11 protein-coding genes and 1 pseudogene are annotated in these 14,004 nt (G+C 69.0%); 2 read left to right on the top strand and 10 right to left on the bottom strand.

The window, feature by feature from the left end; translation table 11 throughout:
• Positions 1-6: 6 nt before the first annotated feature.
• Positions 7-1,332, bottom strand: coding sequence for an MFS transporter (locus PKO50_RS33955; RefSeq protein ID WP_275628447.1), 1,326 nt, complete (start codon positions 1,330-1,332; stop codon positions 7-9).
• A gap of 353 nt (positions 1,333-1,685) precedes the next feature.
• Between PKO50_RS33955 and PKO50_RS33950 the strand changes: the two genes are divergently transcribed.
• Positions 1,686-2,741 (top strand): aromatic ring-hydroxylating dioxygenase subunit alpha, encoded by a 1,056-nt coding sequence (locus tag PKO50_RS33950; protein WP_275628446.1) that lies wholly within the window; start codon positions 1,686-1,688, stop codon positions 2,739-2,741.
• A 51-nt stretch (positions 2,742-2,792) separates the two neighbouring features.
• Positions 2,793-3,736, top strand: a pseudogene (locus tag PKO50_RS33945) (PDR/VanB family oxidoreductase).
• A gap of 263 nt (positions 3,737-3,999) precedes the next feature.
• Here the strand turns inward: PKO50_RS33945 and PKO50_RS33940 are convergent.
• The 9 genes from PKO50_RS33940 to PKO50_RS33900 form a co-directional block, all read right to left on the bottom strand.
• Positions 4,000-4,728: a GntR family transcriptional regulator gene (locus tag PKO50_RS33940; protein ID WP_275628445.1), complete on the bottom strand. Its 729-nt coding sequence runs from the start codon at positions 4,726-4,728 to the stop codon at positions 4,000-4,002.
• Between the two features lie 206 nt (positions 4,729-4,934).
• Positions 4,935-5,696 carry an SDR family oxidoreductase gene (locus PKO50_RS33935; RefSeq protein WP_089390029.1) on the bottom strand — a complete coding sequence of 254 codons (762 nt, stop codon included), beginning with the start codon at positions 5,694-5,696 and terminating at the stop codon, positions 4,935-4,937.
• A 381-nt stretch (positions 5,697-6,077) separates the two neighbouring features.
• A complete protein-coding gene (locus PKO50_RS33930; protein WP_275628444.1) occupies positions 6,078-7,124 on the bottom strand; it encodes an ornithine cyclodeaminase family protein in 1,047 nt (348 codons plus the stop codon).
• A gap of 92 nt (positions 7,125-7,216) precedes the next feature.
• Positions 7,217-7,933, bottom strand: a complete 717-nt coding sequence (locus PKO50_RS33925; protein WP_275628443.1) for an ABC transporter ATP-binding protein — start codon at positions 7,931-7,933, stop codon at positions 7,217-7,219.
• On the bottom strand, positions 7,930-8,802 hold the full coding sequence (locus PKO50_RS33920) for an ATP-binding cassette domain-containing protein (RefSeq protein WP_275628442.1): 873 nt from the start codon (positions 8,800-8,802) through the stop codon (positions 7,930-7,932). Before PKO50_RS33920 ends, PKO50_RS33925 begins: the two co-directional genes overlap by 4 nt.
• The gene (livM, locus tag PKO50_RS33915) at positions 8,799-10,088 is read right to left on the bottom strand and encodes a high-affinity branched-chain amino acid ABC transporter permease LivM (protein WP_275628441.1); all 1,290 of its coding nucleotides are present in this window, start codon (positions 10,086-10,088) and stop codon (positions 8,799-8,801) included. The genes PKO50_RS33920 and livM overlap by 4 nt, the downstream gene beginning before the upstream one ends.
• Positions 10,089-10,090: 2 nt before the next feature.
• A complete protein-coding gene (locus PKO50_RS33910) occupies positions 10,091-11,005 on the bottom strand; it encodes a branched-chain amino acid ABC transporter permease LivH (protein ID WP_089390024.1) in 915 nt (304 codons plus the stop codon).
• Between the two features lie 143 nt (positions 11,006-11,148).
• On the bottom strand, positions 11,149-12,285 hold the full coding sequence (locus PKO50_RS33905; protein WP_074985110.1) for a branched-chain amino acid ABC transporter substrate-binding protein: 1,137 nt from the start codon (positions 12,283-12,285) through the stop codon (positions 11,149-11,151).
• Between the two features lie 387 nt (positions 12,286-12,672).
• The gene (locus PKO50_RS33900) at positions 12,673-13,956 is read right to left on the bottom strand and encodes an FAD-binding oxidoreductase (RefSeq protein WP_275628440.1); all 1,284 of its coding nucleotides are present in this window, start codon (positions 13,954-13,956) and stop codon (positions 12,673-12,675) included.
• Positions 13,957-14,004: the final 48 nt, after the last annotated feature.

Here is a 14,004-nt window from a genome sequence, read left to right as displayed (position 1 = left end):
GCGCCCTCAGTGCGCGGCCAGCGGTTCACCGGCCGGCGCCGGCGGGCGCAGGCCCAGCAGCACCAGGGCGGCGGCGACGAAGACCACGGCGAACACCCCGTACAGGTGCAGCGGCTGCCAGCCGCCGTCCAGCAACAGCCCGGCCACGGTGGGCGAGAGGATCGCCCCCAGGCGGCCGACGCCGATCGCCCAGCCCACGCCGGTGGCGCGCACGTCGGCCGGGTAGACCTGCGGCGACAGCGCGTAGAGCCCGGCGATGCAGCCGTTGACGAACACCCCGATGAGCAGGCCCAGGCCGAGCGCTGCGGCCAGTGACGACGCCGAGCCGAGGAACAGCACCAGCAGCACGGCGGTGACCAGCATGAAGCCCTGCAGCACCCGCGGCAGCGGCACGCGTGCCGAAAGCGCGCCGACCAGGGCGGCGCCGAAGATGCCGCCGAAGCTCAGCAGCACGCCGCCGGTGATGCCCTGCTGCGCGGTGAGGCCGGCGGCGGTCAGCAGCTTGGGCGTCCAGCTCATGATGAAGTAGAAGCCGAACATGGCGAGGAAGAACAGCAGCCAGATCAGCAGGGTCGAGCGGCGCAGCGCGGGGGCCAGCAGCTGCAGCGCGGCCACGCCCCCTGCCCCGCGCACCCGCGCCGCCGGCAGTTCGTCCAGCTGCCCCAGGTCCAGGCGCGCGGCCAGGGCATTGACCCGCGCCAGCGCGTTGGCCGGGCGCCGGGCGAGCAGGAAGTCGAGGGACTCGGGCAGGCCCGCCAGCACCAGCGGGATGGCCGCCAGGGAGACGACGCCGCCGGCGAGGAACACCGAGCGCCAGCCCCAGTGGCCGATCAGCCACACCGCCAGCAGCCCGCCGAAGGTGGCGCCCAGGGCATAGCCGGTGGACTGCAGGCTGACCGCCAGCGGGCGCCAGCGACGGTTGGCGTACTCGGCAGCGATCACGTTGCTGCTGGCGAGGATGCCGCCGATGCCAAGGCCGGTGAAGCCGCGCAGCAGGGCCAGCTGCGTCGGGCTCTGGGCGAAGGCCGAGAGCAGCATGCCGGTGCCGCACAGCAGCAGGCAGAAGAGGATCAGCGGGCGGCGTCCGAAACGGTCGGCGCGCGGGGCGATGAACAGCGAGCCGGCGGCCATGCCGAACAGCCCGGCGCTGAGCAGCAGGCCGACCTGGGCGCCGTTCAGGCCCCATTCGGCGGACACCGAGGCGGCGGTGAAGGCCATCACCAGCACGTCGAAGCCGTCGATCATGTTGAGCAGGATGCAGATGCCGATGGCCGTCCACTGGAAGCGGTTCATCGGGCCCTGGTCGAGGGCGGCGCGCAGGTCGCGGTTCATGGGCGCACCCCCTGGGTCGACGGGGCGTGGGGCTGGACGCAGCACGGGCAAGGCAAGGCCGGCATGGCAGGTTCCTCTTGTTGTTCTTGTGGAGGCTCGGTGGCGCACACCCTGGCAGCAGTGGATCCCGAAAACAAGCCTCATTGGATCCCAATATCGGCAAGGCATCGCTGGCCGGCCCCCTTTCCGGCACCGCAGCCCCAGGAGAAACCAAGCAAATATCGGAGTTTTCGCCTATCCCGGAAAATCGTTCGATTAACGAACTGATTATTTTTCGACCATGCGGGTTGACAGCCTTCGCCCTCGAAGCAAACCATTGGATCCAATAACAACCACAAGATGAGGATCGCCCCATGTTCCCGAAGAACGCCTGGTACGTCGCCTGCACCCCCGACGAGATCGCCGACAAGCCCCTGGGCCGGCAGGTCTGCGGCGAGAAGATGGTCTTCTACCGCGGCCCCGAGGGCCGGGTAGCGGCGCTGGAGGACTTCTGCCCACACCGCGGCGCGCCGCTGTCGCTGGGCTTCGTCGAGGACGGCAAGCTGGTCTGCGGCTACCACGGCCTGGCCATGGGCTGCTCGGGCCACACAGAGTCCATGCCCGGCCAGCGCGTGCGCGGCTTCCCGGCCATCCGCAGGTTCGCCGTGGAGGAGCGCTACGGCTTCGTCTGGGTGTGGCCGGGCGACGCCACCGAGGCCGACCCGGCGCTGATCCACCACCTGGAATGGGCCGACAACCCGGACTGGGCCTACGGCGGCGGCCTGTACCACATCCAGTGCGACTACCGGCTGATGATCGACAACCTCATGGACCTCACCCACGAGACCTACGTGCACGCCAGCAGCATCGGCCAGAAGGAGATCGACGAAGCCGCGCCGAAGACCCGCGTGGAAGGCGACGAGGTGATCACCGAGCGGCACATGGAAAACGTCATGGCCCCGCCCTTCTGGCGCATGGCCCTGCGCGGCAACGGCCTGGCCGACGACGTGCCGGTGGACCGCTGGCAGATCTGCCGCTTCACCCCGCCCAGCCACGTGCTGATCGAGGTGGGCGTGGCCCACGCCGGCCACGGCGGCTACCACGCGCCGGCGCAGCACAAGGCGTCGAGCATAGTGGTGGACTTCATCACCCCGGAGACCGAGACCTCCATCTGGTACTTCTGGGGCATGGCGCGCAACTTCCAGCCCCGGGACGCGGCGCTCACCACGACCATCCGCGAGGGCCAGGGGAAGATCTTCGGCGAGGACCTGGAGATGCTCGAACAGCAGCAGCAGAACCTGCTGCGCCACCCGCAGCGGCCACTGCTGAAGCTGAACATCGACGCCGGCGGCGTGCAGTCGCGGCGCATCCTCGAACGCCTCTGCGAGACCGAGCGCCAGCCTGCCGCCGCGCTGATCGCCAGCGCCTGACCGCCCTTCCAGCGCCGGCCCGCGGGGCCGGCCAAGCGTGAGACCACCACCGTGCTAGACGTCGTCATCACCCGCGTGCAGCGGGAAACCCCGGACATCCTCAGCCTCGACCTGGCCCGCGCCGACGCCGGCCCCCTGCCGGCCTTCAGCGCCGGCTCGCACATCGACCTGCACCTGCCCGGCGGGCTGGTGCGCCAGTACTCGCTGTTCAATGCGCCGGGCGAAACCCACCGCTACCGCATCGCCGTGCTGCGCTGCGCCGACTCCCGCGGCGGCTCGCGCACGGTGCACGGGTTGCAGGCCGGGCAGCCGCTGCGCATTGGCGAACCGCGCAACCTCTTCCCCCTCGCCGAAGGCCCGGGGCGGCGCCTGCTGCTGGCCGGCGGCATCGGCATCACGCCGCTGCTGAGCATGGCCGAGCACCTGGCCCGCAGCGGCGCCGACTTCGAACTGCACTACTGCGCCCGCTCGGCGCGGCAGGCGGCCTTCGTCGAGTACCTGGCACAGTCCGCCTTCGCCACCCGCGTGCATTGCCATTTCGACGGCGGCGAAGCGGCGCGGCGCCTGGACGTGGCCGCGCTGCTGGCCGCCCAGGCGGGCGATGCGCAGCTGTACACCTGCGGCCCGGCGGGCTTCATGGCGCACGTGCTGGACAGTGCCCGCGCCCTGGGCTGGGACGAGGCACGCCTGCACCGCGAGTATTTCGGCGCCGAGCCGGACGTCGGCGGCGAAGCCTTCGAAGTGCAGCTGGCGAGCAGCGGCCAGGTGGTGCGCGTGGAGGACGGGCAGAGCGTGGTTGAAGCGCTGCGCGGCATCGGCGTGGAGGTGCAGGTGGCGTGCGAGCAGGGCATCTGCGGCACCTGCCTGACGCGGGTGTTGGAAGGTGTGCCGGAGCACCGTGACCAGTACCTGACCGAGGACGAGCAGGCTGCCAACGACCAGTTCACCCCTGCTGCTCACGGTCGCGGAGTGCGCGGTTGGTGTTGGACCTGTAGGGCGCATGAGGCGGCGCCGGTGCTGCGGCCGACGGCGGATAGCCGCCCTACGCTCGGGTGGGCTTGGGCGTGGGGCGCATAACGCCTATATCCTCGGGCGCCGGAGCTCCGGCCGGCGGCGGATAACCGCGAACGGTTATTCGCCCTACGCTCGGGGTGGGCTTGGCGTAGGGCGAATAACGCTCCGCGTTATCCGCCGTTTGACCTTGGCCCAAGGCCGCTCGGGGTCGCGGATAACCGCGAATCGCGGACGGAGTCCGCTCCTACGACCAGTCCTTTTCCGGCGCGGCGGGTTTCTTCAACACCGCCACCCCCTCCCGCGGCGGATGGAAGTACGCGGCGTAGCGCAGGGTGGCGTTGGCGTGCTCGCGCATGATCGCCTCGGCCCGTGCGCCCTGGCCGTTGACCAGCGCGTCGTAGGCGGCGTGGTGCTGCATGTGGGCGAAGTTGAAACGCTGGTATTCGCGCGGGAGGTTGTCGCGGTCCACCGCCAGCGAGCTGACCGAGGCGAACGGCAGGTGGTCGTTGCGCGCCAGGGCCTCGGCGATGGCGCGGTTGCCGCTGGCCTCGATGATCGCCTGGTGGAAGCGCATGTTGAGGCTGTGGTAGGCCTCCAGGTCCTCGGGCAGCACGTGGCCCTTGGCGAAGATGCGGTCGCCCTCGTCCAGGCAGGTCTGCAGGACCGCCCGGGTGTCCTCGGAGATGCCGCGCTCGGCGGCCTGGCGTGCCGCCAGCCCCTCCAGTACGCCGCGCACTTCGACGGCGCCGGCGATGTCCTCCTCGGTGACTTCGCGCACCGTGTAGCCGCGGTTGCCGGCCTTGACCAGCAGCCCTTCCTGCTCCAGCACGCGCAACGCCATGCGCACCGGCATGCGCGACACCTGCAGGCGCTCGGCGGTGGGGATCTCGACGATGCGCTCGCCGGCGGCCAGCTCGCCGGAGGCGATCATCTTGCGCAGTTCAGCCAGCACGCGTTGGCCTGGTTTGCTCATCAGGAGGCTCTTGTGGCGGGGAGGAGTTGGCGGATGATAACGCGCGGGCGACGACCGTAGGGCGCATAACGCCTACGGCGTTATCCGCCGATTGGCCTGCCCCTGGAGGTCGCCCAGGGTTGGTCACGGGATCGGCTCGAGCCAAGGTGTAGCGGCGGATAACCGCGAACGGTTATTCGCCCTACGTCCTGGCCCAACCCGCCGCCTCAGCCCTTGCGATGCACCGAGAAGCCGGCCCAGGCCTGGCTCACCGGCATGATCTCCAGGCTGTTGATGTTGATGTGCGGCGGCTGGTTGACGATCCAGTGGATGGTCTCGGCGATGTCCTCGGGCTGCAGCGCCTCGGTGCCGGCGTAGGTCTTGTCGTAGCGGGCCTGGTCGCCGCCGAAGCGCACCAGGGAGAACTCGCTTTCGCACAGGCCCGGCTCCAGGTTGCTGACGCGCACGCCGGTGCCCTGCAGGTCGCAGCGCAGGCTCAGGGAGAACTGTTCGACGAAGGCCTTGGTGGCGCCGTAGACGTGGCTGCCCGGGTACGGCCACTGGCCGGCCACCGAGCCGAGGTTGAGGATGCTGGCGCCGCGGCCGTGGGCGATCAGCCGGGGCAGCAGCAGGCGGGTGCAGTACATCAGGCCCTTGATGTTGGTGTCGACCATGGTGTCCCAGTCGTCCAGGTCGCATTCCTGCGCGGGGTCGGCGCCCAGGGCCAGGCCGGCGTTGTTGATCAGCGCGCGCAGCTTGTCGAAGCCGGCCGGCAGGTTGTCCACGGCATGGGCCACGGCGGCGCGGTCGCGCACGTCGAGGGTGATCGGCAGTACTTCGGCCTGGCTGGACAGTTCCTTGGCCAGGGCCTGCAGGCGGTCCTCGCGACGGCCGGTGATCACCAGCGACCAGCCGTCGCGGGCGAAACGACGGGCGCAGGCTTCGCCGAAGCCGGATGTGGCGCCGGTGATGAACAGGGTGGGAGTCATGGGCCAATTCCTCTGCTGGCGGGATGTTCTGTCGGACCTGGCAGGATAGCAGCCCTCCCCGCCCGACCTGCGCTACAGCCGCCGCCAACAACGGCCAAACAGTTCGGCAAGCGCCCGGGGCTGGACCGCAGGGAAGTCTGCTCCCAGGTTTTCCACAGGCTTTTCAACAGCAGCCGGGGACAAGCGCAGTGGTGGCCTGGCCGGCATTCCCCAGCCAAGGGCCAGGCGAAAAACCGGCCAATGCCGCACACCCCGCGCAGGGCATGGGCCGGCGCCGGCTTTCCCAAGCTTATCCACAGATTGCCCAACAGATTCCGTGGACAACCCGCACGGCCCGCCGACGCCCACGCAAGCCGCCCAACTGTCTGTATATACAGGATTTTACGCCACCTGGCGAAAAAACCGGCGACGCCCCGCAGGCGGGCCGGGGCGGTGCTTTGCGGCAGCTGCCCCAACCTTATCCACAGCGTCCTCCACAGTTTCGCTGGATAACCCGCTAGCCCCCTGCTCCACCAGCAGGCGCGCGGCAATCAGGTCTTCCAGGGCGTAGCCGACCGACTTGAACAGGGTGATCTCCTGGTCGTCGCGGCGCAGCCCGCGGCCCTGCAGCAGGTCGCTGAGCTGGGTGTGGATGGCCGATTCGGCGATGGCGCCCTCGGCCAGGGGAATCAACAGGTCGCCGGCTTCCTCCAGCGCGCCTTCGCGGGTGTCGACGACGATGCGCGCGCGGCGCACGGCCTCGCTGTCGGTCTCGCGCATGCTCGGCAGGAAGGCGCCCACCAGGTCGAGGTGGGTGCCGGGGCTCAGCCACTCGCCGTGCACCAGCGGCTCGCGGGAGGTGGTCACGCAACTGACGGTGTCGGCCGCGGCCACGCCTGGTGCGAGGTCTTCGCAGGCCCGCACCGGGTAGCCCTCGGCGGCCAGGCGCTCGACCAGCGCGGCGACCTTCGACGGGTGCCGCCCCCAGATGGCGACCTCGCGGTACCCGCGCACCGCGCAGTGGGCCCGCACCATGTGCGGCGCCAGGGTGCCGCTGCCGACGATGAGCAGGCGCTCGGCATCGCGTCGCGCCAGGTGGTCCGCCGCCAGCGCGGAGGTGCAGGCGGTACGCCGGGCGGTCAGTTCGGAGGCTTCGAGCAGCGCCAGGGGGCGGCCGTCGACACCGTCGAACAGGCAGAACAGCGCGGCCACCGCCGGCAACCCGCGCGCGCCGTTGCCGGGGAACACGGTGACCAGCTTGACGCCGATGTCCTGCCCTGGCCGCCACACCGGCATGGTCAGCAGCGTGGCGTCGCCGGGCAGCGCATGGCAGCCACGCACCGGCGCCTCGCAGCTGCCGGCCAGGCCCTGGCGCAGGGCCTCGATCAGCTGTGGATAAGCCAGGCGCTCGGCGACGTCGGCGTTACTCAGAAAACGAACAGTTGCCATGAGATCCTCCGGATCAGCTCCAAGCCGCAAGCCACAAGCTGCAAACAGCGCTCTCGCTTGCCGCTTGCCGCCTGCAGCTTGCAGCTGGCACGTCAGTGCCCTCCCAGATAGGCGTCCCGCACCTCCTGGTTGCCCAGCAGCTCCTGGCCCGTGCCGCTCATGCGGATCTCGCCGTTGACCATCACGTAGCCGCGGTCGGAGAGCTTGAGCGCGTGGTTGGCGTTCTGCTCGACGAGGAACAGCGTCATGCCGGTCTGCGCCAGTTCGCGCAGGGTCTGGAAGATCTGCTTGACCACGATGGGCGCCAGGCCCAGGGAGGGTTCGTCGAGCAGCAATAGCCGGGGCCGGCTCATCAGCGCGCGGGCGATGGCGAGCATCTGCTGCTCGCCGCCGGACATGGTCATGGCGCGCTGGTTGCGCCGCTCCTTCAGGCGCGGGAAGAGGTCGAACATGCGCTGCATGTCTTCCTGGACGTGGTCCATGCCGACGGGGATGGTGCCCATCAGCAGGTTCTCCTCCACGCTCATGTCGGGGAACACCCGGCGCCCCTCCGGCGACTGCGCGATACCGTTGGAGGCCACGTAGTGCGCCGAGCGCCGGGCGATGTCCTGGCCGCGGTAGAGGATCTGCCCGGCGGCCGCGCGCGGCTGGCCGAAGATGGACATCAGCAGGGTGGACTTGCCGGCGCCGTTGGCGCCGATCAGCGCCACCGTCTCGCCTTCGCCAACGGTCAGGGAAACCTTCTTCAGCGCCTGGATCGGCCCGTAGAACACATCCACATCACGGAATTCCAGAATCGGCGCCGTCATGCGACCTCCTCTTCGTCTGCGCCCAGGTAGGCGGCGATCACCTTGTCGTTGCTGCGGATCTCCGCCGGCAGGCCGCGGGCGATCACATCGCCATGGTCGAGCACGATGATGTGGTCGGAGATGTTCATCACCATGCCCATGTCGTGCTCGATGAGCAGCACGGTGATCCCGTGGTGGTCGCGCAGGAAGCGCACGATGCGGCTCAGCGCCTGGGTCTCCTGCGGGTTGAGGCCGGCGGCCGGTTCGTCCAGGCAGACGATTTCCGGGCGCGTGCACATGGCCCGGGCGATCTCCAGGCGGCGCTGCTGGCCGTAGGACATCTCGCCGGCCAGGCGGTTGGCGCAGTCCACCAGGTCGACCACCTCCAGCCAATAGAAGGCGTGGTCCAGGGCGTCGCTTTCGGCGCGGCGGTAGCCGGGGGTGTTGAGGATGCCGGAGACCAGGTTGCGGTTGGCGTACATGTGCTGCGCCACCAGCAGGTTCTCCACCACCGACATTTCGCGGAACAGGCGGATGTTCTGGAAGGTGCGCGCCAGCCCCGCGCGGTTCACCAGGTGGGTGCCGCCGAACATCTTGTAGTACAGGCGGCTGCCGAACTGCGCCGGGTTGACGAAGTCGCCGCCCTGGAACGGCTGGCCGAGGATCTTGATGACGTCGGTGGTGGCGCCCTGGGTGTTGAGCAGGATCTTCCCGCCGGTGGCCTTGTAGAAGCCGGTCAGGCAGTTGAACACTGTGGTCTTGCCGGCGCCGTTGGGGCCGATCAGCGCGGTGATGGAGCCGCGCTCCACGTCCAGGTTGACGTCGTTGAGCGCCTTGATGCCGCCGAAGTGCATCATCAGGTGCTCGACGCTGAGAATCTTGTCGCTCATGGCGCCACCCCCTTGCGTGCGGCGAAGCCCCTGCGGTTGATGCGGATCAGCCCGCGCGGGCGCCAGATCATCATCAGCACCATGAGCATGCCGAACAGCAGCACGCGGTAGTCGGCGAAGCTGCGCAGCAGCTCCGGCGTCACCGTCAGCACGAAGGCGGCGATCACCACGCCGAGGGTCGAGCCCATGCCGCCGAGCACCACGATGGCGAGGATCAGCGCCGACTCGAAGAAGGTGAACGACGACGGGTTGACGAAGCCCTGGTAGCTGGCGAAGAACACCCCGGCCAGGCCCGCGGTGGAGGCGCCCAGCATGAACGCCGAGAGCTTGACCAGCACGTGGTTCAGACCCAGCGAGCGGCAGGCGATCTCGTCCTCGCGCAGCGCTTCCCAGGCGCGGCCCACCGGCATGCGCGTCAGCCGGTGCTTGATGTACAGCACCAGCAGCACCACCAGGAACAGCACGGCGTAGATGAAGATGAACTTGAGGTTCTGGTTGTAGTCGATGCCGAGGAACTCGTGGATGGGCGTGCCGCCCTCCTTGGCCCGGCGGCCGAACTCCAGGCCGAAGAAGGTCGGCGCCGGCACCTGCATGCCGTTCGGGCCGCCGGTGAAGGACAGCCAGTTGTTGAGGATCAGGCGGATGATCTCGCCGAAGCCCAGGGTCACGATGGCCAGGTAGTCGCCGTGCATGCGCAACACCGGGAAGCCCAGTAGCGCCCCGGCCATCGCCGCGGTGATGGCGGCCAGCGGCAGCACCGTCCAGAAGCCCAGGCCGAGGTACTGGTAGCCCAGCGCCAGGCCGTAGGCGCCGATGGCGTAGAAGGCCACGTAGCCCAGGTCGAGCAGCCCGGCCAGGCCCACCACTATGTTCAGGCCCAGGCCCAGCAGCACGTAGATCAGGCCGAGGATGACCACCGTGAGCAGGTACTTGTTGGCGAAGAACGGCAGGGCCACTGCGGCCACCACCAGCAGCGGGACTATCCAGCGCAGGCGCGTCTTGTAGCCCGGCGGCAGCACCTGGATGCCGGAGTCGGAGCCCTCGAAGCGGTCGAGGACGCGGCTGCCGGCGGCGGTCTGCAGGAACAGGCTGAGCACCAGGCGCCCGGCCATGACCGCGCCGACCATCCAGGCCAGGCGCACCGGTTGCAGGTTGAAGCTGTAGCCGTCGAGCACGATGCCGACGATGGGGCCGAACACGATGAGGGCGACCAGGCCGGCGAGGACGGTGTCCACCAGGCTCTGCTTGAGGTCGATGCGCGGGGCGGAAGCGGTTGCGGTAGCCATGCTCACACCTTCGATACCTGGGGCCGGCCCAGGAGTCCCTGCGGCCGGAAGATGAGGATGGTCACCAGCAGCCCGAAGGCGAACACGTCCTTGTAGTCGGTGTTGACCATGCCGGAGAACTGCGCCTCGGCCACGCCGAGGATCAGGCCGCCGAGCATGGCCCCGGGCAGCGAGCCGATGCCGCCGAGCACCGCGGCGGTGAACGCCTTGATGCCGATGATGAAGCCGGCGTAGAAGTCGAAGGTGCCGTAGTTCATGGTGATCAGCACGCCGGCCAGCGCGGCCATGGCGGCGCCGATGACGAACACGTAGGAGATCACCCGGTCGGTGTTGATGCCCAGGATCGAGGCCATCTTGCGGTCCTGCTGGGTGGCGCGGCACATGCGCCCGAGCTTGGTGTACTGGATCACGTAGGTGAGCACGGCCATGCCGGCGAAGGAGGCCAGCAGGATGAACAGCTTGGTGTAGGTCAGCTGCACCCAGCCGTCGCCGATGTGGAGCTTGAAGGCGCCTTCGAGCAGCGTCGGCACGCCCTGCTGGCGCGGGCCCTGGGACAGCTGCACGTAGTTCTGCAGGATCAGCGACATGCCGATGGCGCTGATCAGCGGCGCCAGGCGCGTGGAGTTGCGCAGCGGCTTGTAGGCGATGCGCTCGATCGCCCAGCCGTACACGCCGGTGACGAAGATGGTGAAGATCAGCGTGCCGAGGATCAGCAGCGGGAAGGAGTGCAGGCCGAAGAAGGCCAGCAGCGCCAGGCCGATGGCGGAAAGGTAGGCCGAGACCATGTAAACCTCGCCGTGGGCGAAGTTGATCATGCCGATGATGCCGTAGACCATCGTGTAACCGATGGCGATCAGGCCGTAGACCGACCCGAGGGTCAGCCCGTTGATCATTTGCTGGAGAAAGATGCCGTCCACGATTGGGTACTCACGCATGCGGGGCAGGAAAAGGCTGACGTGGCGCCCTGGTGCGGCTCGTGACCGCCAGCGGGCGACGTCGACCTGCGGGGGATGCCGGCGCCGCTCGTGGCGGCGCCGGCAGTCGGCGCTTCAGGCCGGGGTCACTTCTTGAAAGCGTCCAGCTGGTGGTACTTGCCCTTGTCGTCCCACTCGTAGACCACGTAGTCGGAGACCTTCAGGTCGCCCTTCTGGTCCCACTCCTTCTTGCCCATCACGGTCTGCACCGGGTGCGACTTCAGCCACTTGGCGGCAGCCGCCGGGTCGGTCTTGCCGGCGCCGTTGAAGCCGGCCGCCAGGGCCTGCACCGAGGCGTAGGCGTAGAGGGTGTAGCCCTCGGGCTCGAAGCCGCCGGCGCGGAATTTCTCGACCACCGCCTTGCCGTCGGGGATCAGCCGCGGGTCGGCGCCGAAGGTCATCAGCACGCCCTTGACGTACTGCGGGCCGCCGGCGGTGGTGACCAGTTCGTCGGTGACGATGCCGTCGTCGGACATGAACTTGGCGGTCAGGCCCTGTTCGCGCATCTGCCGCACCAGCGGGCCGGCCTCGGGGTGCAGGCCGCCGAAGTAGACGACCTCGGCGCCGGAGGCGCGGATCTTGGTGACCAGGGCGTTGAAGTCCTTCTCGCCGCGGGTCAGGCCCTCGTACAGCACCTCCTTCACGCCGCGCTTGTTCAGCTGCGCGCGGGTGGCGTCGGCCAGGCCCTGGCCGTAGGTGTCCTTGTCGTGGATGACCGCGACCTTCTTGGCCTTGAGCACGTCGACGATGTAGTCGCCGGCGACGATGCCCTGCTGGTCGTCGCGGCCGCACATGCGGAACATGCCGGAGAGGCCGCGCTCGGTGACCGCCGGGTTGGTCGAGCCCGGGGTGATGGCGATGATGCCGGCCTCGTCGTATACCTCGGAGGCGGGGATGGTGGAGGAGGAGCAGAAGTGGCCGACCACCGCCACCGCCTTGTCTTCGTCCACCAGGCGGTTGGCCACGGCCACGGCCTGTTTCGGTTCGCAGGCGTCGTCCGCCTTCACCAGCTTGATCTTCTCGCCGTTGACGCCGCCGGCGGCATTGATGTCCTCCGCGGCCTGGGTCGCTCCGCGCCAGTATTGCTCGCCGAAGGAGGCGTTGGCCCCGGTGTGCGGGCCGGCGACGCCGATCACGACGTCGGCCTGGGCGAGAGAAGTCATGCCCATCGCGGCGGTTACCGCCAGGGCCAGAAAGCCTTTTCTGAAAATCTTCTGCGACATGGAGTTTTGCTCCTGAGGTTTTTGTGGTGACGCGCGAAACAACAGATGTTGGCGCCTAGCCAACAGCAAGCCGCGTGCCATCCGTTTTTGTTATTTGAAAAGTCGGACAGCAGAACCGGCCAGGGCCGGCAGAAAACAGCTTTTGGCGTGTGCAACCCCCTAAAACAAAAGGTGCAACCCAAACATCCAATGGGTGCAACCATCCATCCCGCGAGCTGGCACAACCAGCAGCCACGGGGCGCAACCCGAGCGGTAACCATCACTGTCACCTAACTGCACATTCTCGGTGCGCACCCTTCGAGGTAACGCACCAAAAAGGCTAGACCAAAGTGCAGAAGGGGCCAGATGAGGCGGACGGGGCCGGGCGCCCCGCCCTGGACGCGGCCGCTAGAGCACCACGCGCAGGCATTGCCCGGCGTGGTAGAGCGAGAAGCCCGCCTCGTACAGGCAACTGCGCAGGCCCGCCGCGGAGATTTCCTCCAGCGGCCGCAGGGGCATGGGCAGGGCGCTGGCCTCGCCACGCAGCAGGAAGTCGGCGAAGGCCTTGCCGACCACCGTGCCGGTGGTCACCCCGCGGCCGTTGTAGCCACTCATGGCGAGCAGCCCCGGCGCCGGCTCGAACAGGCGCATCAGGTGGTCGGGGGTGAAGTCGATGCAGCCGGTCCAGGTGAATTCCCAGTCCACCTTGCCCAGCCGCGGGAAGTAGTGCTGCTGGATGCGGTCGGCCCAGCTGCGGATGAACCACTCCGGCTTGCCGGTGCCCTTGCCCAGGCTGCCGAGCAGCAGGCGGCCGTCGGCGTCGCGGCGGATGCTGCTGAGCACCTGGCGGGTGTCCCAGGAGCCCTGGCCGCCGGGCAGGATGCGCGCGGCCTCCGCGCCCTCCAGCGGGCGCGAGGCGACCTGGTAGTAGTAGCCGGGGAAGAAGGTGCGGCGCAGTTGCGTCCACTCGCCCTCGGTGTAGGCGCTGGAGGCGATCACCACCTTCTGCGCCAGCACGCTGCCGTCGCCGGTGGAAACGCGCCAGGCATCGCCCTCGCGCTGCAGCGAGGTCACCGGTGAGTGGTGGTACAGCTCGCCGCCCAGGCCCACCACGGCGCGGGCCAGGCCGCTGACGTAGGCCATGGGGTTGAGGGTGCCGGCGCGGCGGTCGAGCAGCGCGCCGGCGATCCGCTCGGTGCCGCAGGCCTGGGCACAGGCCGCGCCGGTCAGCAGCTCGACCGGGGCGCCGCGGCGCTGCCACTGCTCGCAGCGGCTGCGCAGGTCGTCCAGGCCGCGTGGGTTGTGGGCCATGTGCAGGGTGCCTTCACGGCGCGCCTGGCAATCGATGGCGTACCTGTCGATCAGCGAGAAGACCAGCGAGGGCGCCGCGCCCAGCATGCGGTTGAGCCGCGCGCCGACCTCCACGCCCATGCCCGCCTCGATCTCGTCCGGCGCAATCCACAGGCCGGCATTGACCAGCCCGACGTTGCGCCCGGCGCCACCATGGCCGGTGCGATGGGCCTCCAGCACGCAGACGCTGCGCCCCGCCTCCAGCAGGTGCAGGGCTGCGGAAAGCCCGGTGAAGCCGGCACCGATGACGCAAACATCGGCCTTGCGCTCCCCCAGCAACGACGGCGCCTGCGGCCGCTCGGGGGTCAGGTGTTCCCACAGACACTCTTGGCGAAGCGACATCCGCTGATCCTTGTACAAGGAGCCGCGAGCGGCAAGCGGCAAGCTCCA

It is taken from the genome of Pseudomonas sp. 273 (genome assembly GCF_029201425.1).
GTDB lineage: Bacteria > Pseudomonadota > Gammaproteobacteria > Pseudomonadales > Pseudomonadaceae > Pseudomonas > Pseudomonas delhiensis.
This window is presented reverse-complemented; position numbering and strand designations above follow the sequence as displayed.